This window comes from Shimia sp. (assembly GCF_039969785.1).
In the GTDB taxonomy this organism is placed as follows: Bacteria; Pseudomonadota; Alphaproteobacteria; order Rhodobacterales; family Rhodobacteraceae; genus Shimia.
In genome coordinates this window covers 58412-84148 of sequence record NZ_JBDVNC010000018.1, presented here as the reverse complement: position 1 = coordinate 84148, position 25737 = coordinate 58412, and the positions used below count along the sequence as shown (strand labels likewise).

Sequence of the window (25737 nt, the reverse complement as noted above, 5' to 3'; positions counted from 1 at the left end):
ACGGCGATTTACCCCATGGGTAAGGCAAGCGCACACTTAAATCCAGACGGAGTATTCCCATGAACGAGGCGGTCCAAACGTCTTCTCACTTTACCCAGCGCGTCTTCTCGGGCATCCAACCCTCGGGCGGCCTGACCCTCGGTAACTATCTCGGCGCGATGAAGCGCTTTGTTGACATGCAGAATGAAGGCTCGTTCGAGACCGTCTATTGTATGGTTGACCTGCACGCGATCACCGTCTGGCAAGACCCCGAAAAGCTGCGCCATGCCACGCGCGAACTGTGCGCCGGGTTCATTGCGGCTGGCATCGACCCGGACAAATCCATCCTGTTCAACCAAAGTCAGGTGCCCGAACATGCCCAGCTGGCATGGATATTTAACTGCGTCGCCCGCATGGGCTGGATGCAGCGGATGACACAATGGAAAGACAAGGCAGGCAAGAACCAGCAGAACGCTTCGCTGGGCCTGTTTGCCTATCCTGCGCTCATGGCGGCGGATATCCTGATCTATCACGCCACCCACGTGCCCGTGGGCGAGGATCAGAAACAGCACCTTGAACTGACCCGCGATGTCGCCACCAAATTCAATCACGACTTTGGCGTCGACTTTTTCCCGATCACCGAGCCGGTGATTGAAGGCGCCGCCACACGTGTGATGAGCCTGCGGGACGGGTCCAAAAAGATGTCCAAATCCGATCCGTCTGACGCCAGCCGCATTAACATGACCGACGATGCCGACACCATCGCCAAAAAGATCCGCAAGGCCAAGACCGACCCGGATGGGCTGCCTTCCGAGGAAAAAGGGCTCGAAGACCGCCCAGAGGCGCGCAATCTGGTGAACATTTATTCGGCATTGTCCGATCAAACGGTAGACGCGGTGCTCAGGGATATGGGTGGCAAGCAATTCTCAGAATTCAAACCGATCCTGTCGGAGCTGGCGGTTGAAAAGCTGGCGCCGATTTCTTCGGAAATGGCGCGTTTGATGAAAGAACCCGCGGAAATTGACCGCATTCTGGGTCACGGCGCCAATCAGGCGCGCACGCTGGCGACGCCGATCCTCAAGAAAGCCTACGACATTGTCGGTATGATTTCGTCGACCTGACGACACCAGACGCCAATCATTATGCGTCAGGGGCGCGGTTCATGCCGCGCCCCTTTCTCGTCCATGCGACACCCCGCTCTGACCGACATCCGCCAGGGCGCGTTTTGTTGTAGACCTTCCCCCCTCGCCAAGCCTACTGTCGCCACTGGCGAGAGAGGGAACACCCATGGCAGTTGGCACAAATATCCGAACCTATTTCAATGGCGCATGGCATGATGGCGACATCCCGGTCATGCGCGCCGCAGATCATGGCGCATGGCTTGGCTCTGGCGTTTTTGATGGCGCGCGGTTCTTTGAGGGGATTATGCCCGATCTGGACAAGCACTGCGCCCGCGCCAACCGGTCCGCCGAGGCGCTGATGCTCAATCCGACTGTATCTGCGCAAGATATGGTCGACATCATCCGCGACGGTCTCAAGGCTTTTGACACCAACAGCGCCGTGTATATTCGCCCGATGTATTGGGGCATTGGCGGGGATTCTACGGCCATTGTGCCCAGCAAGGATGAAACCGGGTTTGCCATTTGTCTGGAGCAAATCCCGATGGCCGCGCCCGAAGCGTCCGTTACTCTGACCCAGACCCAGTTTCGCCGCCCGGTGCTGGAGGACGCCGTTGTCAATGCCAAGGCCGGGTGCCTTTATCCAAACAACGCCCGCATGCTGACCGAGGCCCGCTCCAAAGGGTTTTCCAATGCCCTTGTGGCCGACGCTTTGGGCAACGTCGCAGAAACCGCCACCGCGAATGTCTTTATGGTGCGCGATGGCGAAGTGTTTACGCCAATCCCGAACGGAACGTTTCTGGCTGGCATCACCCGCGCGCGTCACCTCAGCAATATGCGTGCAGACGGTATGACCGTACATGAATCCGTGCTCAGCTTTGCCGATTTTGAAGGCGCCGACGAAGTGTTCCTGTCTGGCAATATGAACAAAGTCACCCCCGTCACCGCCTTTGAAGACCGCCAGTACCAGGTTGGTCCCGTCACCCGCCGGGCCCGCGAAATGTATTGGGACTGGGCGCATTCAAACGCCTGACCGGGCATGAATATCGGTTGCGCCGATCTGACCGACCGGTCATGATCTGCACAAAATGGAGAACAACCATGCGTAAGTTTCTTGTGGTACTGGATGACAGCCGCGAGTGCCTGAATGCCATGCGGTTTGCGGCTATGCGGGCGTCTAATACCGGCGGTGGTGTCAAAATCCTGTCAATTATCGAACCGGAAGAATTCAATCACTGGATCGGTGTTGGCGACATTATGCGCGAAGAGGCCCGTGAACGGATCGAAGTGCATTTCGAAGTGTTCGCCAAATGGATGCGCGACCGTCAGAATGTTGATCCCGAACTGACCGTGCGCGAAGGCGAAGCTGTCTCTGAGATCCTTGCCGAAATCAAAGACGATCCGGAAATTGGCATTCTGGTGTTGGGGGCGGGCACTGACCGCAAGGGCCCCGGTCCGCTGGTTTCTCAATTGACGCGCAACGCGGGCAGCCTGCCGTTTCCGGTCACCATCGTGCCGGGGGATTTGTCCAAGGATCAGCTTGAGGCCGTCACCTGAGCGATGGCCGGTGCGACGCTTGATTTCTGGTTCGAATTCGCGTCCACCTACTCATATCTCAGCGCCATGCGTATCCAGGACCTCGCCCGCAGGTGCGATGTTGTCGTGCGGTGGCGTCCTTTCCTTTTGGGTCCGATATTTGCCGCACAAGGGTGGCCCACGTCGCCGTTCAATGTCTACCCGGCCAAAGGGCGCTATATGTGGCGTGATATGGACCGTTTGACCAAAGCTCGCGACCTGCCATTCACGCGCCCTGATCCCTTCCCCCGGAACGGTCTGCTGGCCGCCCGCATTGCGCTGGCCGCTGGTCCGCAAATGCCTGCGTTTTGCCGTGCGGTCTATACAGCGCAATTTGGTGGAGGCGCCGACATAGCCGACCCTCAGGTCCTGCAAAATTGCCTCGCACAGGCCGACCTGTCCGTCACGCTCCTGGACGCCGGGCAAGACCCGGCCATCAAAACTGAACTGCGCCATCAGACCGACCGGGCAATTGCGCTTGGGCTGTTCGGCGCGCCAAGTTTCACTGTTGGCGAAGAAGTGTTCTGGGGCGACGACCGTCTGGAGGCTGCGTTGGACTGGGCCGCACCAGATTAGAATAGTTCTAAACCTTGACACTGCCCTGACAGAGGCGCATATCTCGGGTAAGACAAAAAAGGTGCATGTAATATGTTCATTCAGACTGAATCCACACCAAATCCGGCCACTCTCAAATTCCTTCCGGGACAGACTGTTTTGGAAATGGGCACAGCGGATTTTCCGACTGCAGATGGTGCCTCGGCCTCGCCTCTGGCGACACGTGTGTTTGCGATCAAAGGCGTCGCAGGCGTGTTTTTCGGCACGGACTTCGTCACAGTCACCAAAGAAGATGGCGTTGAATGGGACCACATCAAACCCGCCATTCTGGGCGCGATTATGGAACATTTCCAGTCGGGTCAGCCGGTTATGGCCTCAGACGCGGTTCAGGCTTCGGGCCATGCAGACCATGACGGGCCAGATGGCGAAATTGTTGGTCAGATCAAAGAACTTCTGGACACACGCGTGCGCCCTGCCGTCGCTCAGGATGGTGGCGACATCACCTTTCACGGATTTGATCGCGGCGTTGTTTATCTGCACATGCAAGGCGCCTGCGCTGGCTGCCCGTCCTCGACTCTGACCCTGAAAATGGGCATCGAGAACCTGCTGCGCCACTATATCCCCGAAGTGACCGAGGTGCGCCCGGTCGCTGTCTGAGGCACAGGCGCAAATCGACTGCGGTCAAACCAACACGAAATTCCGGACGGTGCCATTTCAGCGCCGTCCGTTTGCATTTAAAACGCCCCTACATTGACCGCGCCTTGTTTTCATCGCTCCGAGGGTATCGCGCATTCAATTCCATTGCCATTTTGACAATGCCCTGCCATGGCTAAACACTGATGAAACGCCGCCATGCCAAAACAGGCCGCGCGGTTTTGACTGCAACAACACGGCACCGATATGTCCGACACCTCTCCTCTTATTCTCGCCTTTGATACATCCGGCCCCTATTGCGCGGCGGCTCTGATGCAAGGTGCCAAAGTGTTGGCCAGCGCCTACGACCCGATGAAACGTGGTCAGGCTGAACATCTGATGACCATGTTGGAGCGCGTTCTGAACGACGCAAACACGCAATGGAACGATCTGAGCGCCATTGGCGTCGGCGTAGGTCCGGGCAATTTCACCGGCATTCGGATTTCGGTTTCCGCCGCAAGGGGGCTCGCGCTGGGTCTTGCGATCCCGGCAGTTGGAGTTTCGACGTTTCAGGCGCTTTCACTGGACCACTCGGACCCACATATTGCTGCCGTGCCAGCCCCGCGCGATCAGCTTTATGTGCTGCATCCGGACACACCTTCCCCGATGCTGGCCGCGCCGCCACACGCTTTTGATTTGCCGATTCATCTGCCCCCTTCGCCGGACCAGCTGGTGGTTAATATCGCGCGCTATGCCGCCACCGGGTACACCAAATCACCCGTCCGCCCTGCCCCACTCTACATCAAACCCGCCGATGCCGCCCCGCCACGCGATCCCGCACCGGTCATTTTCGAATGACGCCCCAGGGCCTCGCCGATCTGCACGCCGCTGCCTTTGTTGACACCCGCGCCTGGTCGGCGCGGGAAATACGCGATTTGCTGACCTCGCCGCTCGTTTTCGCTGTCACCCGCCCTCAGGGCTTTGCGCTGGGACGTTGCGTGGCGGATGAATGCGAATTGCTGACACTGGCCGTGCATCCCGATGCACGACGCGGCGGAATCGGCCGCGATCTGCTGGACGCTTTCGAAGCCGAATCGCAGGCCCGTGGCGCGACCCGCGCGTTTCTTGAGGTCGCGCAGGACAACCTGTCTGCAATTTCCCTTTACGATTCGCGGGGGTACCAAACCGGGGGCCAGCGCCCTGATTACTATACCCGATCCGACGGAACTCATGTCGCCGCGCGCTTAATGTTCAAACCGCTGACCCAAGGGCAGTGAGGCCTCTTCCTCTGAATCTCGGCCAGATGGTCAAAAACAGGTTGACCCCCCCGCTGACAGTCGCCTTACTTGGCAGGTGATCTTTCAGGATCAATCAAATGAAGGGCTGGCATTGTCAACGACTGGCCCGACCAACATATGGGAGACATTCATGACCCTGATGCAAAAATTTCTTGGGGCCGCCGCTGGCGTTGCTCTGTCGGCTGGCGCAGCTCTTGCTGAACCAGCGCTGATTTTCGACCTTGGCGGCAAGTTCGACAAATCCTTCAACGAAGCGGCCTTTAGCGGCGCGCAGCGTTGGGCCAGCCAGACCGGCGGCACGTTCCGCGAAATCGAGCTTCAGTCCGAAGCCCAGCGTGAACAGGCCCTGCGCCGGTTCGCAGAAGCAGGTTCAAACCCTATCATTATGACCGGCTTTGCCTTTGGCAACGTGCTGGACGAAGTGGCACCTGATTATCCTGACACCAAATTCGCCATCATCGATATGGTGGTCAATCAGCCTAACGTGCGTTCCGTTGTCTTCAACGAACACGAAGGCTCATACCTCGTGGGCATGATGGCTGGCATGGCGTCTAAATCGGGCACCGTCGGCTTCATCGGCGGCATGGACATCCCGCTGATCCGCAAATTCGCGTGTGGCTATGTTCAGGGCGTTAAGGCGGCCAATCCAGACGCAACCGTGATCCAGAACATGACCGGCACGACACCTGCCGCTTGGAATGACCCGGTTAAGGGTTCTGAACTGACCAAGGCGCAAATCTCGCAAGGTGCTGACGTGGTGTATGCCGCGGCTGGCGGTACAGGCGTGGGCGTTCTGCAAACCGCCGCCGACGAAGGCATCCTGTCGATTGGTGTGGACAGCAACCAGAACTACCTGCACTCAGGCAAGGTTCTGACCTCGATGATGAAACGCGTCGACAACGCCGTGTTCGAAGCCATGACCGAAGGCGAAGAGCTGCGCATCGGCTTTAGCGTGATGGGCGTCGCCAATGGCGGCATCGATTATGCCATGGACGAGCACAACAAGGGTCTGGTTCCAGTGACCATGAAAAACGCCGTGGACGACGCGAAAAACAAGATCTCTGCGGGCGACCTCAAGGTGCATGACTACATGTCAGACAACACCTGCCCGGTCGAATAATCTGCGTTTTTTGCTGATTATCGAAACGTGAAACAGGGCCGTGCCATTGCGGCGCGGCCCTTCTTAGCAAGGATGTCCGATGTCACACGCAGTCGAAACCTTTTTCGAGGCATGGGGTGACCCAAACCCGGACACGCGCGCGGCTACTTTGCGCGCCATCCTGCCCACCGAGCTCTATTACCTTGACCCGCGCACATCTGACGCGCTCACCGACATTGACGCGCTTATCGGCTATATCGCGATGTATACCGAATACGCCCCCGGCGCCTCGGCCCGCGTCGTAAACCTCAGCACAACCGGATCAACGCAGCGCGCCACCGTGGAATTCGCCATGGCGGACGGTATGAAACAATTCGGTCAGTATTTCATCGAACCTGACGACCAGTCGCGCCCTGCCCGCATGACCGGCTTCGTCGGACTGGGAGAGCCTGAATGACAGCCCCGGCCATTGAACTCAAAGGCATATCCAAGGCCTTTGGCCCGGTACAGGCCAACAAGGATATCTCAATCTCGGTCCAACCCGGTACGATTCACGGCATTATCGGCGAAAACGGCGCCGGAAAATCCACTTTGATGTCAATCCTTTATGGGTTTTACAAAGCCGACAAAGGCGAGATTTTCATCAAGGGGCAGAAAACCCTGATCCCCGACAGCCAGGCCGCCATTTCAGCAGGCATCGGCATGGTGTTTCAGCACTTTAAGCTGGTTGAGAATTTCACCGTGCTGGAAAACATCATCCTTGGCGCAGAAGATGGCCGGTTGTTGCGCCCATCACTGGCCAAGGCGCGTAAAGAGCTGGCGCATCTGGCGCAGGAATACGAACTGAACATCGATCCGGATGCCCTGATTGAAAACCTGTCGGTCGGACACCAGCAGCGCGTTGAAATCCTCAAGGCGCTGTATCGACAGGCCGACATTCTTATTCTCGACGAACCCACCGGCGTGCTGACCCCGGCCGAAGCGGACCAGCTGTTCCGCATCCTCGACCGGCTGCGCGAAGAGGGTAAAACCATCATCCTGATTACGCATAAGCTGCGGGAAATCATGGACATCACCAATACCGTTTCGGTGATGCGACGTGGCGAAATGACCGCCACTGTTAAAACAACCGAAACCAGCCCGGAACATCTTGCTGAATTGATGGTGGGGCGCAAAGTGCTGCTACGCGTCGACAAAGTCCCGGCCACCCCCGGTGACGTTGTGCTTGAGGTTCAGAACCTGCGCGTGATCGACGACAAAGGCGTTGAGCGTGTCAAAGGCATCGACCTGACCGTGCGCAAAGGTGAAATTCTCGGCATTGCTGGCGTGGCGGGCAACGGCCAGTCCGAATTGCTTGAAGTTTTGGGCGGGTTTGCCGAGGCGACCGGCACGATCCGCGTGAACGGCACTGAAATACCGCTGACGGGCAAAGGCGCGCATGGCCAATCCCGTCGCAACGCAGGCATCGCCCATGTGCCAGAAGACCGCCAGCGCGAGGGTTTGATCATGGAATACTCGGCGTGGGAAAACGTCGTGTTCGGCTATCACCGCGACCCGGCCTATCAATCCGGCATGCTGATGGACAACGCCGGTATTCAGGAACTGGCGCAGGAAAAAATGGACCGGTTCGACGTGCGTCCGCCACATCCCAAACTTGCAGCCAAGAATTTCTCCGGCGGCAACCAGCAGAAAATTGTGCTGGCCCGCGAAATTGAACGCAACCCGGATTTGTTGCTGATTGGCCAGCCCACCCGCGGTGTTGACATTGGCGCAATCGAATTCATCCACCAGCAAATCGTCAATCTGCGCGATCAGGGCAAAGCCATTTTGCTGGTCAGCGTCGAACTGGAAGAAGTATTGTCACTGGCTGACCGGATTGCCGTGATGTTTGACGGACATATCATGGGCGAACGCCTGCCCGCACAGACCAACGAAAAAGAATTGGGTCTGTTGATGGCAGGAATTGACGGAGAAAATGCCTGATGAAAGTACTTACGCATGTCAAAAAAGCTGTGGCGCCTGCGTCGGCATTTTCGGGAAAACTGGCTCGTATGGGTTGGGATCGTGATTGGGATGTGCCTGGCATCTCTGCGCTACATTTAGGTCGCGCCGGTACTCGGACGTGTCCGGCCCATAAAGGGGAGCGTTCATAATGGAAAAGATGCCAAAATGGGCTGACGCCGTCCTTGTTCCGCTATGTAGCTTGTTACTGGCCGCATTTCTGTCAGCTTTGGTTATTCTCGCCATCGGGGAAAACCCGATTGCCGCGTTTAAGCTGATGGTTGAGGGCGCGTTGATGCGCTCTGCCGGGTGGGGGTATACGCTCTATTACGCCACCAACTTTATGTTCACCGGGCTGGCCGTCGCCATCGCGTTTCACGCCCGTATGTTCAACATCGGCGGCGAAGGTCAGGCCATGATAGGTGGCCTTGGCGTTGCGCTGGTCTGTCTCTATGTCCCTTGGCCACACTGGTCTCTGGCGATCCTTGGCGCCTCGGTTGGAGGTGCATTATTTGGCGCGGCCTGGGCCTATATCCCGGCCATTCTTCAGGCCAAACGCGGCAGCCATATCGTGATTACCACGATCATGTTCAACTTTATCGCAGCCGGTCTGCTGAACTATGTGCTTGTGAACATCCTGCGCCCGGTTGGCGCCATGGACCCGGCCACCGCCAAGTTCCCCGAAGCCACCCATCTGCCCACCTTCCGCGACATGTTTTCAACCTCTGAAAACATCCTGTTTCGCGGCGCACCGGCCAATGTCACATTCTTTCTTGCGGTGATTGCCTGCATTCTGGTCTGGTTCCTGATCTGGCGCACCCGTCTGGGCTATGAAATCCGGTCATTTGGCTTTTCTGAATCCGCCGCCAAATACGCAGGCATCAGTCCCGTGCGCATCACTGTGATTGCCATGCTGATCTCGGGCGCCTTGGCGGGCATGATGTCGGTCAACACCACAATGGGCGAAAGCGAACGCCTGATCCTGAACTCAACCGAAGGTGCGGGCTTTATTGGCATTGCTGTGGCTCTGATGGGGCGCAGCCATCCGTTTGGCGTTTTCCTCGCTGCCATCCTGTTTGGCTTCCTTTATCAGGGAGGCGCAGAACTCGCGCTCTGGACCAGTATCCCACGAGAATTGATCGTGGTGATTCAGGCCCTCGTGATCCTGTTTACCGGCGCGCTCGATAACATGGTACGCATGCCGCTTGAAAAACTCTTCCTTGCACTGCGCCGGAGGAATGCTTGATGGATTTCCTGACAATCATCCAAGTGCTGGATTCAACCATTCGTCTGGCCACGCCTTTGCTTCTGGCCTGCCTCGCCGGGCTATTCTCTGAACGCGCGGGTATCTTTGACATCGGGCTAGAAGGCAAAATGCTGGCCGCCGCTTTCTTTTCTGCCGCCATAGCCTACGCCACCGGCTCGGTCTGGATGGGGCTACTTGCAGGCATTGCCAGCTCTATGATCCTGTCTGTGATCCACGGTCTGGCATCAATCACTTTCCGGGGCAATCAGCTGATTTCGGGCGTCGCGATCAACTTTCTGGCGGCCGGTATGACCGTTCTGGTCGCACAGGACTGGTTCAAGCAAGGCGGCCGCACCCCATCACTAGAGGGTGACGCACGCTTTAATCCCATCGAATTGCCGCTGGCCGACTCCCTGTCTGGCGTTCCAATCTTCGGGCCGATTTATGCCGAACTTATCTCGGGCCATTCAATTCTGGTCTACCTCGCCTTCGCCTGTGTTCCGGCCACATGGTGGATTTTGTATCGCACCCGTTTTGGCCTGCGTCTGCGCGCGGTTGGCGAAAACCCCGCCGCTGTGGATACAGCAGGCGTTTCAGTTGTTGGACTACGATACGCTGCCGTAATGATCTGTGGCGTTCTTTGCGGAATCGCTGGCGCATACCTGGCAACCGCGCTGCAGGCCGGATTTGTCAAAGACATGACCGCCGGGCGTGGCTTCATCGCACTCGCGGCATTGATCTTTGCGAAATGGCGCCCGTGGTATGCGCTTTCGACGACGCTTTTGTTTGGCCTACTTCAAGCCGTGGCGCTGCGCTATCAAAATATCGAAATCGGCAATTTCGTCATTCCAGTCCAGGTTATGGACGTTTTGCCCTATATTTTGACGGTTGTGATCCTTGCCGGATTTGTCGGACGCGCCATTCCACCGCGCGCAGGCGGAGAACCTTACGTCAAAGAACGCTGATGGAATAAGTCCAGTTCACGGAAAGGTTTCAGGCCTGCCAGCATTTGTGTTCGCTGGCAGCTTGATTTTCTGCACATGCAAACTTATGAAACGACATGCAGATATACCTCCCCATTGCCGAAGTTTCCGTAAACGCATTTCTATTGCTGGGTCTCGGAGGGATGGTCGGGATATTGTCCGGAATGTTTGGTGTTGGCGGTGGCTTTCTGATGACGCCGCTGTTGTTTTTCATCGGCATTCCCCCAGCCGTTGCGGTAGCCACCGAAGCAAACCAGATTGTCGCTTCGTCTTTTTCTGGCGTTCTCGCACATTTCAAACGCAAGACGGTGGACCTCAAGATGGGGGGCGTGCTCCTTGTCGGGGGTTTGATTGGCGCCGCTTTTGGTGTGGTTGTCTTCAACTATCTAAAGGCTCAGGGACAGGTCGACCTGCTGGTGCGGCTTTGCTACGTGGTCTTCCTGGGCATTATCGGCAGCCTTATGTTCGTCGAGAGCCTGAATGCGATCCGCAAGTCACGCAAAAATCCAGGTCCCGTCAAACGTAAGAAACACAATTGGATTCACGGGCTTCCCTTTAAAATGCGGTTCCGGGTGTCCGGCCTCTATATTTCCGTAATCCCGCCCATTGTTGTTGGCATCGCGGTTGGTATTCTGGCAGCGATCATGGGTGTTGGCGGCGGATTTATCATGGTGCCTGCGATGATCTATCTGCTGGGCATGCCGACCAAAGTTGTGGTTGGAACTTCGCTGTTCCAGATCATTTTTGTCACCGGTTTTACAACGCTGTTGCACGCCACAACGAACTTTACTGTCGACATCGCGCTGGCTGTTCTGCTGCTTTTGGGCGGTGTCATCGGCGCACAAATCGGCACCCGGATCGGCACCTATCTTAAGGCGGAACAGCTACGCATTCTTCTGGCTCTGATGGTCATGCTGGTTTGTGCAAAACTGGGTCTGGATTTGCTTCTGGAACCTTCAGAACTCTATTCAATCGGTACGGCGGGGGGGCACTAATATGCTGCGCCTGCTCTGTCTGCTCATCGCCCTTGTCGCAATGCCGCTTCGCGCCGAAGAAGTGGTGCTTGGCCTCAGCCAGGACAAGGTCGCCATCACGGCCACTTTTGACGGATCCGAAATTCTGGTCTTCGGTGCTGTCAAACGCGAATCCCCCATTCCCACCGATGCGCCGCTTGAGGTTGTGATCACCGTTTCCGGCCCATCACATCCCGTGACTGTGCGCCGCAAGGAACGTAAATTTGGCATCTGGATCAACACCGATACTGTCGAAGTAGACTCCGCACCCACCTTTTACGCCGTCGCAACGTCCGCCCCTTTTGAACAGGCGCTCAGCAGCGTCGAAGATCAGCGCCACAGAGTTTCCATACCCCGCGCCATCCGTTCGGTCGGCGCACCGATGAACATCGACGATGCTCAAAGTTTTTCAGAAGCCATTATTCGCATTCGCAAGAATCAGGGCCTGTATCAGTTGTTGGAAAATGCCGTTCAGGTCGACCAACAAACCTTGTTCAGAACTTCGATAAAGATGCCTGCCAACCTTGCCGAAGGCGATTACCCTGCACGCATCTTTTTGACCCGAGGCGGCAAAGTTGTGTCTCAGTTCGAAACGATCATTGATGTTGACAAAGTTGGCCTTGAACGCTGGCTCTATGATCTGTCACGCCAAAAACCATTGATCTATGGCCTGATGTCTCTGGCGATCGCCATCGTTGCCGGTTGGGGCGCATCCGCAGCCTTCCGTCTGTTGCGTCAGGGCTAAGCAACGGCGTTCATTCCTGATTGCCACGTGCGTCGAAATCGGGTGTCATGCGCTATTGCCAGCGCCAAGAGTGTCTTATGACCAAACAGCCACGCCCGTTTCACATCATGACCAAGCCGATTGGTCCGCGCTGCAATATCGACTGCGCCTATTGTTACTATCTCGAAAAGGAAAAGCTTTTCCCGTCGGAAAAGAAATTCCGCATGTCCGACGACGTGTTGGACGCTTACATTCGCCAAACCGTCGAAACATCGCTTGAAGCGGGCTTGCCCGAGGTCAGCTTTGCATGGCAAGGCGGCGAACCGACGATGCTGGGGGTCGACTATTTCCGAAAGATTATCGCGCTGCAAAAGAAATACGCCCCGGAAAACACCAAGGTCAGCAACGCAATTCAAACCAATGGCATGCTGCTGAATGACGACTGGGGTGCGTTCCTGCACGACAACGCGTTTCTGGTTGGGCTGTCCGTCGACGGCCCCAAGAAAATCCATGACCGTTACCGGGTTGATCGCGCCGGGCGACCCACATTTGACGCGGTCATGGCCGGGTTGGATGTCTTGCAACGTCACAACGTCGACTACAACGCCATGACCACAGTGCACCGCGCCAACAGCGGTAAGGCCAAAGAGGTTTATCGTTTTCTCAAGGGCGCCGGGTTTGAGTTTTTGCAATTCATCCCGATCGCAGAACGCAGCGCCGGCGACGGGCTGGCCAGCGCCCCGCAGGTCGACATGGATCCGGGCAACAACGTCACCAACTGGTCCGTCGCACCGCGCGCCTATGGAAAATTCCTGTGTGACGTGTTCGACGCGTGGTTCAAAAACGATATCGGCAAAGTCTATGTACAGTATTTCGATGTGCAACTGGGCTTATGGATGGGCGCCCCGTCAACCTTGTGCATCTTTGCTGAAACCTGTGGCAATGGGTTGGCGCTGGAACATGACGGCAGCTTATATGCCTGCGATCATTACGTTTACCCGGAGTACCGACTGGGCAATATCACTGAAACGCCGCTGCGCGACATGCTTTGGCGGCAGGATCAGATTGAATTTGGTCTCGACAAAAAAAACAGCCTGACCGGGCAATGCCAATCCTGTTCGTTCCGGTTTGCCTGTAATGGCGGGTGTCCCAAACATCGCTTTGCCAAATCCAAAAGCGGCGAAGACGGGCACAATTATTTCTGCGAAAGCTACACGATGTTTATGCGCCACGCTGGCGAGCGTTTGCAAAAAATGGCTTCGCTTGTCTCGCGTGGTTTGCCCGCAGCAAACGCCGCGCGCTAACCGCGCCCGATATAAGGCATTTTTGTCGCCATCACTGTCATGAACTGCACGTTTGCGGATGCAGGCATTTCAGCCATATGCAGCACGGACCGAGCCGCATCCTCAACCGCCATTGTGTCGATGGCAGGCTTGCCCGCCTCAACCAGCGCAGAGTTCAAAGAGGCCACCAAATCCGTGGCCGCATTGCCAATGTCGATCTGGCCACAGGAAATGTCAAACGGACGCCCGTCCAGAGACAAGGTGCGCGTCATACCGGTGATCGCGTGTTTGCTGGTGGTATAACAAATCGACCCTTCGCGCGGCACATAGGCCGACAATGACCCGTTGTTGATAATCCGCCCGCCCTGCGGATTTTGCTGACGCATATGACGAAACGCCAGACGCGCCGCGATAAACATGCCGCGCACGTTCACGTTCATCACCCGGTCAAAATCATCAACCTCGAGCGTATCAATCGTGCCAGCCGTTCCAAACATTCCGGCATTGTTAAACAACGCGTCCAACCGCCCGGCCTGATCCACAAAGGCGTCAAAAACAGCCTCCATCATGTTAGGATCTGTCACATCTGCGGGCAGCGCCACCGCCGTGTCATAATGTGATGCAATGGCCTCCAGCTTTTCGCCATTGCGTGCAACCAACCCCACGCGCCAGCCTGCCTCCAGAAACATTTCTGCGGTCTTGCGGCCAATTCCCTGGCTGGCTCCGGTGATCAGAATGCTTTTCATAATGTCTCTTCCTCCAGCTTCAATGGCACAGGCGCGACCTGCAAATCATCCACTCTCAGCGGGCCTGTTGGTTTGGCCAACCGGTTGCGCACCACCCAGTGTAAACGTTCTGACGCGCGCGTGATCGCCACATAGGCCAACCGCTTCCACAACGGTTGCCCCGCCTCGACCCGCCCCATGCGGGCGGCGACAAACAGGTCGGGCGCAAACACTTGCACGTTTTCCCACTGGCTGCCCTGTGCCTTATGAATGGTGACGGCCGCGCCGTGCAAAAACGTGGCCCCCATGCGCGCGGCAAATGGAATAAACGGTTCTTCTTCGTCCGGTATTTCGATTTTGACAATCGACGCCGCCGACACACGCGGGTCTTCGGCCCCCATCACATGCAACCGCGAAAATCCGGTCTTGCGCCCCGGGCCCAGATAGATCACCTGCGCGCCTTTGATTAGCCCGCGAGCCTCAAGATCCAGCCGTTTTTTGCGATGCTTGAGCGGTAATTCCAACCCGTCGCAGATCAGCGGTTCACCCTCCAGCAATTGATCTTCGGGGGCATCATGCACACGGCGGAATGCGTTGATCAGCCGGATACGGGTCGCGTTGCGCCACACCAAAACCGGACTGCGCGCCATCAGATCCACCTCGACCCGTTGCGCCCACACCACCCGGTCATCCTTGCGTGCGGTTTCCTCGACCAGCCGCTCAAAATCCTGAAACCCAATCTCGGGATCACCCAGCGCATGTGCCAGATCAAGAATGGGATTGTCGGCCTCTTGCCGGTGAATGCGTTGTAATTCGTGTTTTGACGCCTTGGGCAACCGGTCAAACACCATCGCACCGGACTGGTTCACTGGGGCCAGCTGTGCCGGATCGCCAAACAACACCAAAGTCTGAAAGATTTCCTGCAGATCTTCGAACTGCTTATCATCCAGCATTGAGCCTTCATCAACAAACCCAATGTCCAGCGGTTCATCGCGTCGCTTCCAACCGGTGATGAAATCCGACCCGCGTAACCCCGCAGCCGCCAAAGCCCCCGGGATCGACTTGTGTAATTTGTAGAACTCCGCGGCCCGGTCCAGCGCCTCGTCGGTCAGTCCTTCAACCTCGGGCCGTTCACCGTTACCCGCCAGCCAATCCGCGATGCGTTCGTATTCCGGATCATAGACCGGGGTATAGATAATCCGGTGAATGGTGGTCGCAGGCACGCCGCGCATTCGCAAAACGCTGGCCGCCTTGTTTGTGGGCGCCAGAATGGCCAGGGTGCGTCGATCTTTACGTTTGCGACCCTCATAATCGCCGGACACGATGTCGACACCGGCTTCGTCCAACGCCTTGACCAACTCAGCCAGCAACAGGGTTTTGCCCGACCCCGCTTTGCCGAGAACCGCGGCCAGAGCCGTTTTTCCTTCGGTTGGCGGGGTTAGCAAACCTTCGTTCAGATCAACGCCCGCTTCGCGCAGCATCTCTGCGATCGTGTCAAAGGCATCCGCCTGATCATGGCTAAGAGTAAGTGCGCTGGTCTCCATGACGCGACCCTACAACTGCCGCCCCGCAGGTGCCAGCGCAGAACGCCGGGGTCAGGCCGATTGTGCGAACCCAACCTGACGGTCACTGCCAAAGGCGGCCTCAAACCAGGCACGCGACAAATCCGGATCCAGACCGGCCCGTTCAGCCACCTTCTTGCGCGCCTCATCGGTAAAGCTCCACAATCCAACGCTGATCTGATCGCGTCCTGTTCCTTGTGTGCCCAGCACTTCGGGCGACGAGCCAATCAGCCGGTAAATGCGCACCATTCTGGCGTCAAATACACCAACATAATGCTCAACCCCAAACCCGGTCATGACCTCGCCGCCCGCCAGCATCAACGCCGCCGCTGTGCGTGGTTCGGTATCGCGTGCCAGACAAAACCGCGTGCATTCCCAGATCAGCGGACTTTCTATCCGTACCCCGTCTGTCAGATGAAGAAAATGGTCGTTCACCATGCAAGGCCCTGTGGTCGGCAACAGCCGCATTGACCCACCGTGTGTTCCGTCAGGTTTTTCCCAGATCACGTAAAGCGGGTTCAGCGCGTCATATTCATCGCGTTCTTCGCCCTTGTCGTCTACGGTCACATCCCATTCCAGCCGGGTCTTGAACTGATCGGCCCGGTCCAGAAACATACTGCGTTTCAGCTTTGGAAACTTGTCAATTTCATCGGCATAAATATAGCGGAGCATTCTGCATCCCTTCCCTTTTCGAGCGGGAACAGAGCTAGCGATTAACCATTAATGCCGATTTAATGCGCCAGACGCGCCGTTAACCATTTCAAACCACAATCAAGCCGCGACTCATCGCCTGTGCCACCGCATGGGTTGTGTTCATCGCGCCCAGTTTGAACCGTGCGCTTTCGATATAGACCCGCAGCGTATGTTCCGAGATCGACAAAGTCTCTGCCACTTGTGCGCGTGAATAGCCCATCGCGATGAATGTGATCGCGTCCACTTCGCGCGGAGATAACGCCCGGGATCGCTCGGGCTGGCGGCTTGGCTCGAACTCCAATGCCTTCTGGTTAAACTCATGTGCAATTAAAATAAGGTCACGCCGGTTGGTGTCGGTAAAGACCGCCCATGTATCATCGTCACAATGGTGACTGGCGGTAAACAGGGCAAACTGGCCATTTGGCCCGCGGATCGGGATCGAAAATCCCTGATTGCCAATTCCGTGATCAATCGCATCGCGTTGAAAGGCTCGGGCAGCTTTGCTTGACCAGTCTAGTCGCTTCCAGTCCACCGGGTGAAATCTTTGATAACACCCGATAATAACCGGGTCTACGCGAATATAATCGCGTTCAAGATAGCGATTGACCCAAAGGTCGTCATAAGTACCGCAGCCATATTGATCGCCGTTGGAATTGACCCAGTGATACACCATATGGTCGACGCCAAAATGCTGCTGCAACTCTTCAATTGTTGATTGAAGCGCATCAAGCTCTTGCGCGCGTTCTAACTCCTCCAGTATGATTTCCCGTCGTTGCGTCATCCCCATGTCGCGCCGTCCCCACCTTTTCAGCCATCGACACGATCTCTGTTGCTGCCACCAGACGAGTATCGTCCAGCTGATCCGCCAAGACGTCCATTCCGTTTGCCTGAGCAAAGGTCCGAAGGTCTGAGAGAACGTCGAGTATCCAGTCGTTTTTCATATTTGACTCTCGTTATCAGTGGTTAATGAATGGTTAATACAAGCATAGCACGAGTGACCTTTGTTAAGATATTCACTGATTTCTTCTCCCCAAAAATAGCGAGGGCGCCGCGCACAACGTGTTGAAACCAATAATGACCGCTCTGAAACGACAATCGCCCCCGAACCGGCAACGCGATTCGGGGGCGATTCGTTTTAGATCAAATGCCGTATATTTAGCGGGCAGTCTTACTTGCCAGCCTCAAGGACATCCTCAACCGTACGCAAGCCGGTCTTGGGCGCCTGCACCAGCACCGCCATATTGCCCGGCTTGTGCTCGTTGCGCAGCATCTTCATGTGTGCGGCCGGGATCTCGTCCCATGCGAACACTTCCGACATACACGGATCCAGACGGCGCTCGACCATCAAACGATTGGCCGATGCGGCTTGCTTCAGGTTGGCAAAATGCGATCCCTGAAGACGCTTTTGATGCATCCACATATAGCGCACGTCAAATGTCGTGTTGAACCCCGAGGTGCCAGCGCAGATCACAACGATGCCGCCCTTTTTAACCACCAGAGTCGACACAGGAAAGGTCGCCTCGCCGGGGTGTTCAAACACCATATCGACGCTCACGCCTTTGCCAGTGATTTCCCAGATCGCCTTGCCGAATTTGCGCGCCTCTTTCAGCCACGCATTATATTCAGGGCTGTTCACAGTGGGCAGTTGCCCCCAACAATCAAAATCCTTGCGGTTGATCACGCCCTTGGCGCCCTGATCCATCACAAACTGGCGCTTGCTTTCGTCCGAAATCACACCGATTGCGTTTGCGCCCGCCGTGTTGGCCAGCTGGATCGCATACGATCCCAATCCGCCCGACGCGCCCCAGACCAGAACGTTCTGACCGGGCTTAAGCTCGTGTGGGTGATGTCCAAACAACATGCGATACGCGGTTGCCAGCGTCAGTGTGTAACAGGCCGACTCTTCCCAGGTCAGATGCTTGGGACGTGGCATCAACTGCTGCGCCTGAACGCGGGTGAACTGCGAAAACGACCCGTCGCCGGTTTCATAGCCCCAAATGCGCTGCGTCGGAGAGAACATCGGATCGCCGCCGTTACATTCCTCGTCGTCGCCATCATCCTGATTACAGTGAATGACAACTTCGTCGCCCACTTTCCAGGTTTTGACCTTGTCGCCAACGGCCCAGACAATGCCAGCCGCATCCGACCCGGCAATGTGGTATTCCTGACCATGCACATCAAACGGCGAGATTGGCTGGCCAAGACCGGCCCAGACGCCGTTATAGTTCACGCCAGCGGCCATTACCAGAACCAGCACTTCGTGGCTGTCCACTTGCCATGTGTCGACCACTTCAATCTTAAACGACTGATCGGGTTCGCCGTGACGATCACGACGGATCGCCCACGAATACATTTTCTTGGGTACGAAACCCAGCGGGGGCATTTCCCCAACTTCATAAAGGTCCTTTTCCGGAGCCTCGTATGCTGCAATTGCGCTTTCGGTATCCAGAGCCATGTTTGCCTCCTGTTAACGTCCTGTTTGCCGCGATGCAGAATCGCAGCGTCTAGCCGTGAAATATCGACCCTTACGTAATATTGCAACCTCAATCGCGTTCATTTTGTAATTTTATGACCCAGCAACCGCAGAAATTTCTGCCGCACCTGCATAATCAAGTCAGCAGGTGACGAATTGAATTTGCGTAAAAGCTTAACGCGTCTGTCTGATCCGGATTGACACTGTACCGGCCTTCGGATTTCACAATCATACGCCGCTGGGTCAGCATGCGCAGGCCAACTTCAACCGCATAGCTCTGGTCATCACGCGGCAAATGAATATGCGCAGCGTTCAAGCTGTCCACTCTGGCGGCAAATGCGGCTTCGATCGTCCCGCGAGACATGGGCGCGTCTGCGTCTTCAAGAATGGCCGCAACAAGCGGCACTGGCAGAACCGGCACCACCCCGTTAATACGCCGCATTAACTCTGCGGCCAGCTGTTCGGCAACGTCATTTGTGTTGGTCTCAACAAATGTCTTCAACGACAGCGGATGCCCAAAGCTCACCGCCGCATATCCAAAACGGTGGTATTTGCCGCGCACACGCAACCACAACTGTTTCAGAAAGAACCCGCCAATCACGCTGATCCGGGCAGGAAACCCCTTGCCGCCCCGCGCTTTGGCCTCCAGCAAAATGCGGTCTTCCAACACACGGTCATAGTTCAGCGCGACCGGTACAAACACCACATCACGCACATCAGGATCCACACCGTCGGTGATATATTTGATCAACCCGCGCTTTGGATCTTGCGGCGCACCATCCAGACTCAGCCGCCCTTCGGGAAACATCGCTTGGGTCACTCCGCCCTGCGTTGCCAGCCGCACATACGCAGCAAGAACCTTGCGGTACAGCGCGTTACGCGACTTGCGCCTGATGAAATAGGCCCCCATCGCCTTTATCAACCGACTTAACGGCCAGACGCGCGCCCATTCTCCCACCGCATAGGCCAGCGCCGACCGTTCCGCCGCCAGATAAGTCACCAGCACATAGTCCATGTTGCTGCGGTGGTTCATCACAAACACCACCGTCGCGTCCCTGGAAATGTCGCGGATGCCTTTCTCGTCAAAATGTGCCAATCGCACGCGATACAAGGATGTGCTCAGCAATCGCGCCGCCCGAATAGCAAACCCGAAATAGGCCGACGCGGAAAACGACGGCACAATTTCCCGCGCATAGCGTTTGGCCTCTTCAAAGGCCACGTTTTCGGGAATACCCAGTTCTGCCGCCCTGTCTGCCACCGCCTGCGCGACGTCGGGCTGATAAATCAACCGTTGGATCATGTCATAACGCCGCGCCAGCTTGAACGGCTCGATCGGGCGCTCCAGCTTGGTATTCAGCTGCGACACAGCCTTTTCCATGCGACGGCGAAAAAACCAGCGCACCGACGGGAAAAGCAAATGGCTCGCTGCTGTTACCGCCGCAAACAGCAGGATCAGGATAAAAAGCCAAAGCGGTAATTCGACGGTCGAACCCATACCAAACTCTTGCAATGCAGCGCGCCAAGGTAAATATCAAATCGCACAAACAACAGGCAATCTTCCACATGTGTGCGATCTCAATCACCCGCGGCTTTCTTCAGACCGAGCGCACAACAGTGGCCAATCTTTATTGGGAAGCATTTTCAGGCAAGCTTGGCCGGGTGATGGCGCCGCCGCCTAAAGCGCTTGCCTTTTTCACCTCTGCCCTCAACCCCGCCTTTGCCCTGTCCGCGCGAAACAACGCGGGTGATCTGATGGGGCTGGCCGGGTTCAAGACCACCTCGGGCGCGTTGATCGAAGGCGGCCTCAAAGAGATGGCAGCCGTCTATGGCTGGCCCGGCGCGCTGTGGCGCGGGACGGCTCTGTCGCTGTTGGAACGCGACACTGTGACGGATACCTTGCTCATGGACGGACTCTTTGTGGCACCGCACGCGCGCGGAATGGGTGCTGGTACCGCTCTGATTGCTGCCATCAAACAACAGGCCATCCATCAGGGCCTGTCCAATGTCCGTCTGGATGTGATCGATAGCAACCCTCGCGCGCGCGCACTTTATGAACGTCAGGGTTTTGTGGCCACTGGCACAGATCACCTTGGCCCCCTGCGGCATATCTTCGGGTTTAACAGCGCAACAAAGATGGTATGTGACGTCACAACGTAATTGCCGCAACGCAGCGAATTGACAAGCACATGATATTTCGCATATCTACGCTGTGACGCAACATTATTGCCCAAACGATTTACGAGGACGTGCCATGTCGCAGATGCAGAAAGACCGTCAAACCGATCGCCCCTGGCTGATCCGCACCTATGCTGGCCACTCAACTGCCGAGGCATCAAACGCGCTTTATCGCTCGAACCTTGAAAAAGGCCAGACCGGGCTGTCCGTCGCCTTCGACCTGCCAACACAAACCGGATATGACAGTGATCACATCCTGTCGCGCGGCGAAGTCGGCAAGGTCGGCGTGCCTGTCTGTCATCTGGGCGACATGCGCACCCTGTTCGATCAAATCCCGCTCGAGCAGATGAATACCTCAATGACAATCAACGCCACCGCGCCCTGGTTGCTGTCCCTTTATATTGCCGCCGCCGAAGAACAGGGCGCCGATATCTCGAAATTGCAGGGCACCGTCCAAAATGACCTGATCAAGGAATACCTGTCGCGCGGCACGTATATTTGCCCACCCAAACCCTCGCTCAAAATGATCGCGGATGTGGCCGAGTATTGCTATACCAACGTGCCCAAATGGAATCCGATGAACGTGTGCTCCTACCATTTGCAAGAGGCAGGCGCGACACCGGAACAGGAACTGGCATTTGCGCTGGCCACAGCCATTGCCGTATTGGACGCATTGAAACCACGCGTCCCTGCCGAAGACTTTCCTGCGCTCGCGGGTCGTATTTCGTTTTTCGTAAATGCCGGGATACGATTTGTAACAGAGATGTGCAAAATGCGCGCCTTTGTCGATCTCTGGGATGAAATCCTCGAAACCCGTTATGGGGTCGAAAATCCGAAATACCGCCGTTTCCGATATGGTGTTCAGGTCAACAGCCTTGGGTTGACTGAGCAACAACCGGAAAACAACGTTTACCGCATCCTGATCGAAATGCTGGCCGTGACTTTGTCGAAAAAGGCCCGCGCCCGCGCCGTGCAGCTTCCGGCATGGAACGAAGCCCTTGGCCTGCCCCGCCCATGGGATCAGCAATGGTCAATGCGCATGCAGCAAATCATGGCCTATGAAACCGATCTTCTGGAATTTGATGACCTGTTTGATGGCAACCCGGCGGTCGATAAAAAGGTGGCCGCACTCAAAGACGGCGCGCGCCACGAACTGGCCAACCTCGACAGCATGGGCGGCGCCATCAGCGCAATCGACTATATGAAGTCGCGTCTGGTTGATTCAAACGCAGAGCGTCTGAACCGGATCGAAGCTGGTGAAACCGTTGTTGTCGGCGTGAACAAATACCAAAAGGGCGAAGCCTCGCCCCTGATGACTGGAGATGGCGGCATCATGGTCGTTGATCCGGCTGTGGAACAGCACCAGATCGACCGTTTGAACGAATGGCGCAACGCACGTGACACCGCCGCCGTGGAAAAGGCGCTCGCCGACCTGCGCGCCGCCGCTCAGTCTGGCAAAAACGTCATGCCCGCCTCAATCGCTGCGGCCAAGGCTGGCGTGACCACCGGCGAATGGGCGGCGCAGATGCGCGTCATCCACGGTGAATATCGCGGGCCAACTGGTGTTTCCGGCGCGCCGTCCAATAAAACCGAAGGGCTGGACGAAATTCGCGAAGCTGTGGACACTGTCAGCGACCGCTTGGGACGACGTCTGAAATTCGTGATCGGAAAGCCCGGACTGGACGGCCATTCCAACGGCGCCGAACAGATTGCCTTTCGCGCACGCGATTGCGGCATGGACATCACGTATGACGGCATTCGCCTGACACCCGAAGAAATCGTCGCAAAAACGCTGGATGACGAGGCGCATGTCGTTGGCTTGTCGATATTGTCCGGCAGCCATATCCCCTTGGTCGAAGACCTGATGCAACGTATGAAAGCGGCTGGTCTGGGTCATACACCCGTCATTGTTGGGGGAATCATTCCGGACGAAGATGCGGATCGTTTGCGCGCTATGGGCGTCGCCCGCGTTTACACACCAAAAGATTTTGAGCTGAATACAATCATGCGCGACATTGTAACCCTCGTCGATCCCAAAGCAGTGGCCGCACAATAACTAATCAGCGGCGAATTGCGCGTCGCCTCAAAATAGCCGGATTTCCGCCGAATATCCGGCTATTTGACTCTCTTACTTCCCCAAACGACTGCTTTGATACAGTTTTTGGCAATAACTGACACAAATTAACGCCTATTCTTTGGGTGAGTTATGTTGGTAAATTTTGCCACGAAAATACGCGAAGGGAAAAACCATGGATTTAGAAGGCATGGATGCCGGTCAACTGACTGAGCTCAAATCACAGATCGATATTCAACTTGTAAAATTGGAGACAGCGCGCAAAGCCAATGCGCTCAAAGCCGTGCAGGAGGCCGCCGAAAAATACGGTTTCTCTCTGGATGAAATTGCAAACGTCGCCGGAAAACGTCAGGGCGGATTGACCAAAGGCGTGCCAAAATACGTGCACCCGGATGACAAGTCCAAAACCTGGACTGGAAAAGGGCGTAAACCAAAGTGGTTTGACGAAGCACTTGCTGCGGGTATTGCCCCCGATCAGATGGAAATCTGAGTCGCGCCTTGTTCCGACTCACGACATGCGGCACTCTCGCTTGCAAAGGTGCCGCATGTCTCAGACTGCCATTACAGCCAAAATCACTGGACGGGTTCAACGCGTCGCATTCCGCGCCTGGACACGAGCGCGTGCGCGCAAACTGGGTCTTCAAGGCTGGGTCAGCAATGACCCCACCGGATCCGTGACCGCCTTCTTTCAGGGCGATCCAACCGCTGTCGAGACCATGCTAACCGATCTGTGGTCCGGCCCCGCCGCCGCCTGGGTGCGCGATGTGCAATGGCACAAATCCACCCCTGCCCCGGACAGCACAAGTTTCGTCATCCGCCGCTGACTGACCTGCCTTCCCCCTTGCACAGATGCCCGGGTTGTCGTCTTCTGGCCGGCAGAACCAGAATTCACGCATGAGGGACATCCATGACCATCCACATTGGTGCCGAACCCGGCCAGATTGCCGACACCGTCCTGCTGCCCGGCGACCCGTATCGCGCAAAATGGGCCGCCGAGACATTTCTCAGCGACGTGGAATGCGTCAACAAGGTGCGCGGCATGTTGGGCTTTACCGGCACATGGAACGGACATCGCGTGACCATTCACGGGTCCGGTATGGGCATGCCTTCGCTGTCAATCTACGCCAATGAGCTGATCACCAGCTACAATGCCCAAACCCTGATCCGCATCGGGTCCTGCGGCGGAATGCAGACCAGCGTGAATGTGCGTGATGTCATTATCGCCATGTCAGCCAGTTCCGTGTCGACGCCTTCACGCGGCATTTTCAAAGAACTGAACTTTGCGCCCTGCGCCGATTACGGATTGCTGCGCGCTGCTGCAGATGCGGCGACCGCGCGCGGCACGCCCACGCATGTTGGCAATATCTATTCCTCGGACGTGTTTTATGACGAACGCCCCGACCTTAACGAACAAATGATCCGCCACGGCATTCTGGGCGTCGAGATGGAGGCAGCCGAGCTTTACAATCTTGCGGCGCGTCATGGGCGGCGCGCGCTTGCTGTGCTGACGGTCTCTGATCACCTGATCACCCACGAGGCCCTGCCCGCCGAGGACCGCGAGAAGTCATTTGGTGACATGGTCGAGATTGCGCTGGAGGCCGCCTTCTCCGCTCAGTAACCCGATCAACGCCTGCAAGGGTGGCGCAACCGCGCCGCCCTTGTGGCGCAGCTCTAACCAGCGGGGCAAACGTGCGCGGGTATGAAACGGCGCAACAAGCGCACCGCTGGCCAGATGCCGCTCGATCAGCGCGCCGTGCCCCATCAGGACCCCCGCGCCGTGCACCGCTTCTTCGACGGCAAGCGCATAGAGCGAATAGACCGGTCCTTTTACACGCAAATCACACCCGCATGCGCTCAGCCAACGGGCCCAATCCTCTTGCCATACCGCATCCGATAAGCACGGCACGTCGGCCAGATCACCAATATCGCGCAATCGCTCTGCCACATCCGGGGCGCAGACAGGGAATATCTCGTCCTGCGCAATGCGCACGCCGTCGCCTGCGCCGTAAAACACTGTCAGATCAAACGGGTCGCGCATCAGGTTGGGCGGCGTTTCCAGCGCGGTGACAGACAATTGCAACCCGGGCAAGGCTGCACGAAGCGCTGGCATGCGCGGCGACACCCATAGCTGCGCGATGGATGGCAGCGCCGCAATATGCACCCGCCCCGGTGCTGCCGCCTGCCGCAAATCACCAACCGCCGCACCAAGCGCGTCAAACGCATGTGTCAAACCGGGCAACACCTCGGCCCCGACCCGGCTCAGATCAACGCCCTGTGCCTGCCGGTCAAACAACGCCGCCCCACACCAGTCTTCTAAAGCCTTCACCTGTTGCGCGATCGCTCCCGGGGTCACGCATAATTCCTCTGCCGCCCGGGAGAACCCGCCCAACCGGGCCGCCGCCTCAAAAGCACGCAACGCCGTCAGCGGCGGCCCCTTGGGTCTTGGTGGTGCAATTGCCATAAATACCCCTAGCTTTACTATGCCTACATATCATGAAAACTGGTTTGCGCGATCGCAAATATCCGCG

Annotated in this window: 27 protein-coding genes; 20 read left to right on the top strand and 7 right to left on the bottom strand. The window is 56.8% G+C overall.

Features of this window, described 5'->3' with window-relative positions:
* Window positions 1–59: 59 nt before the first annotated feature.
* The 15 genes from trpS to ABJI08_RS09765 all read left to right on the top strand — a co-directional run bounded on the left by trpS (window position 60) and on the right by ABJI08_RS09765 (window position 13528).
* Window positions 60–1100 carry a tryptophan--tRNA ligase gene (trpS, locus tag ABJI08_RS09835; RefSeq protein WP_348401659.1) on the top strand — a complete coding sequence of 347 codons (1041 nt, stop codon included), beginning with the start codon at window positions 60–62 and terminating at the stop codon, window positions 1098–1100.
* Between the two features lie 166 nt (window positions 1101–1266).
* Window positions 1267–2130 carry a branched-chain amino acid aminotransferase gene (locus ABJI08_RS09830; protein WP_348401658.1) on the top strand — a complete coding sequence of 288 codons (864 nt, stop codon included), beginning with the start codon at window positions 1267–1269 and terminating at the stop codon, window positions 2128–2130.
* 68 nt (window positions 2131–2198) lie between these two features.
* Entirely contained in the window at window positions 2199–2654 is a 456-nt protein-coding gene (locus tag ABJI08_RS09825) for a universal stress protein (protein ID WP_348401657.1), read from the top strand.
* Window positions 2655–2657: 3 nt separating this feature from the next.
* Window positions 2658–3248: a 2-hydroxychromene-2-carboxylate isomerase gene (locus tag ABJI08_RS09820; protein ID WP_348401656.1), complete on the top strand. Its 591-nt coding sequence runs from the start codon at window positions 2658–2660 to the stop codon at window positions 3246–3248.
* Between the two features lie 72 nt (window positions 3249–3320).
* Window positions 3321–3884: a NifU family protein gene (locus ABJI08_RS09815; RefSeq protein WP_348401655.1), complete on the top strand. Its 564-nt coding sequence runs from the start codon at window positions 3321–3323 to the stop codon at window positions 3882–3884.
* Between the two features lie 243 nt (window positions 3885–4127).
* A complete protein-coding gene (gene tsaB / locus ABJI08_RS09810; RefSeq protein ID WP_348401654.1) occupies window positions 4128–4718 on the top strand; it encodes a tRNA (adenosine(37)-N6)-threonylcarbamoyltransferase complex dimerization subunit type 1 TsaB in 591 nt (196 codons plus the stop codon).
* Window positions 4715–5137 (top strand): N-acetyltransferase, encoded by a 423-nt coding sequence (locus ABJI08_RS09805; RefSeq protein ID WP_348401653.1) that lies wholly within the window; start codon window positions 4715–4717, stop codon window positions 5135–5137. The genes tsaB and ABJI08_RS09805 overlap by 4 nt, the downstream gene beginning before the upstream one ends.
* Before the next feature lie 151 nt (window positions 5138–5288).
* Window positions 5289–6278: a BMP family ABC transporter substrate-binding protein gene (locus tag ABJI08_RS09800; protein ID WP_348401652.1), complete on the top strand. Its 990-nt coding sequence runs from the start codon at window positions 5289–5291 to the stop codon at window positions 6276–6278.
* A gap of 79 nt (window positions 6279–6357) precedes the next feature.
* Entirely contained in the window at window positions 6358–6714 is a 357-nt protein-coding gene (locus ABJI08_RS09795) for a molecular chaperone GroEL (RefSeq protein WP_348401651.1), read from the top strand.
* Window positions 6711–8240 (top strand): ABC transporter ATP-binding protein, encoded by a 1530-nt coding sequence (locus tag ABJI08_RS09790; RefSeq protein WP_348401650.1) that lies wholly within the window; start codon window positions 6711–6713, stop codon window positions 8238–8240. The genes ABJI08_RS09795 and ABJI08_RS09790 overlap by 4 nt, the downstream gene beginning before the upstream one ends.
* A gap of 169 nt (window positions 8241–8409) precedes the next feature.
* Window positions 8410–9504 (top strand): ABC transporter permease, encoded by a 1095-nt coding sequence (locus ABJI08_RS09785; RefSeq protein WP_348401649.1) that lies wholly within the window; start codon window positions 8410–8412, stop codon window positions 9502–9504.
* The gene (locus tag ABJI08_RS09780) at window positions 9504–10469 is read left to right on the top strand and encodes an ABC transporter permease (RefSeq protein WP_348401648.1); all 966 of its coding nucleotides are present in this window, start codon (window positions 9504–9506) and stop codon (window positions 10467–10469) included. Before ABJI08_RS09785 ends, ABJI08_RS09780 begins: the two co-directional genes overlap by 1 nt.
* Window positions 10470–10564: 95 nt before the next feature.
* The gene (locus ABJI08_RS09775; RefSeq protein WP_348401647.1) at window positions 10565–11482 is read left to right on the top strand and encodes a sulfite exporter TauE/SafE family protein; all 918 of its coding nucleotides are present in this window, start codon (window positions 10565–10567) and stop codon (window positions 11480–11482) included.
* Window position 11483: 1 nt separating this feature from the next.
* On the top strand, window positions 11484–12245 hold the full coding sequence (locus ABJI08_RS09770) for a TIGR02186 family protein (RefSeq protein ID WP_348401646.1): 762 nt from the start codon (window positions 11484–11486) through the stop codon (window positions 12243–12245).
* 77 nt (window positions 12246–12322) lie between these two features.
* A complete protein-coding gene (locus tag ABJI08_RS09765; RefSeq protein ID WP_348401645.1) occupies window positions 12323–13528 on the top strand; it encodes an anaerobic sulfatase maturase in 1206 nt (401 codons plus the stop codon).
* Here ABJI08_RS09765 and ABJI08_RS09760 read toward each other — a convergent pair.
* From ABJI08_RS09760 to ABJI08_RS09735, 6 genes are all read right to left on the bottom strand, one after another.
* Window positions 13525–14253 carry an SDR family oxidoreductase gene (locus ABJI08_RS09760; RefSeq protein ID WP_348401644.1) on the bottom strand — a complete coding sequence of 243 codons (729 nt, stop codon included), beginning with the start codon at window positions 14251–14253 and terminating at the stop codon, window positions 13525–13527. The two genes, ABJI08_RS09765 and ABJI08_RS09760, sit on opposite strands and share 4 nt — an antisense overlap.
* A complete protein-coding gene (locus tag ABJI08_RS09755) occupies window positions 14250–15776 on the bottom strand; it encodes an AAA family ATPase (RefSeq protein ID WP_348401643.1) in 1527 nt (508 codons plus the stop codon). The genes ABJI08_RS09760 and ABJI08_RS09755 overlap by 4 nt, the downstream gene beginning before the upstream one ends.
* A 51-nt stretch (window positions 15777–15827) precedes the next feature.
* Window positions 15828–16466 (bottom strand): acyl-homoserine-lactone synthase, encoded by a 639-nt coding sequence (locus ABJI08_RS09750; RefSeq protein ID WP_348401642.1) that lies wholly within the window; start codon window positions 16464–16466, stop codon window positions 15828–15830.
* A gap of 88 nt (window positions 16467–16554) precedes the next feature.
* Window positions 16555–17268 (bottom strand): LuxR family transcriptional regulator, encoded by a 714-nt coding sequence (locus ABJI08_RS09745; RefSeq protein WP_348401641.1) that lies wholly within the window; start codon window positions 17266–17268, stop codon window positions 16555–16557.
* Window positions 17269–17655: 387 nt separating this feature from the next.
* Window positions 17656–18942 (bottom strand): crotonyl-CoA carboxylase/reductase, encoded by a 1287-nt coding sequence (gene ccrA / locus ABJI08_RS09740; protein ID WP_348401640.1) that lies wholly within the window; start codon window positions 18940–18942, stop codon window positions 17656–17658.
* A gap of 154 nt (window positions 18943–19096) precedes the next feature.
* Window positions 19097–20455 carry a 1-acyl-sn-glycerol-3-phosphate acyltransferase gene (locus ABJI08_RS09735; RefSeq protein WP_348401639.1) on the bottom strand — a complete coding sequence of 453 codons (1359 nt, stop codon included), beginning with the start codon at window positions 20453–20455 and terminating at the stop codon, window positions 19097–19099.
* Window positions 20456–20469: 14 nt separating this feature from the next.
* Here ABJI08_RS09735 and ABJI08_RS09730 point away from each other — a divergent pair, with 14 nt between their 5' ends.
* From ABJI08_RS09730 to deoD, 5 genes are all read left to right on the top strand, one after another.
* Window positions 20470–21117: a GNAT family N-acetyltransferase gene (locus ABJI08_RS09730; protein ID WP_348401638.1), complete on the top strand. Its 648-nt coding sequence runs from the start codon at window positions 20470–20472 to the stop codon at window positions 21115–21117.
* 94 nt (window positions 21118–21211) lie between these two features.
* On the top strand, window positions 21212–23191 hold the full coding sequence (locus ABJI08_RS09725; RefSeq protein ID WP_348401637.1) for a protein meaA: 1980 nt from the start codon (window positions 21212–21214) through the stop codon (window positions 23189–23191).
* A 193-nt stretch (window positions 23192–23384) separates the two neighbouring features.
* Entirely contained in the window at window positions 23385–23699 is a 315-nt protein-coding gene (locus tag ABJI08_RS09720) for an H-NS histone family protein (RefSeq protein ID WP_348401636.1), read from the top strand.
* Between the two features lie 55 nt (window positions 23700–23754).
* Entirely contained in the window at window positions 23755–24033 is a 279-nt protein-coding gene (locus ABJI08_RS09715) for an acylphosphatase (protein WP_348401635.1), read from the top strand.
* 83 nt (window positions 24034–24116) lie between these two features.
* On the top strand, window positions 24117–24827 hold the full coding sequence (gene deoD, locus ABJI08_RS09710) for a purine-nucleoside phosphorylase (RefSeq protein ID WP_348401634.1): 711 nt from the start codon (window positions 24117–24119) through the stop codon (window positions 24825–24827).
* Here deoD and ABJI08_RS09705 read toward each other — a convergent pair.
* Window positions 24774–25670 (bottom strand): LysR family transcriptional regulator, encoded by an 897-nt coding sequence (locus tag ABJI08_RS09705; protein ID WP_348401633.1) that lies wholly within the window; start codon window positions 25668–25670, stop codon window positions 24774–24776. The genes deoD and ABJI08_RS09705 overlap by 54 nt on opposite strands.
* Window positions 25671–25737: the final 67 nt, after the last annotated feature.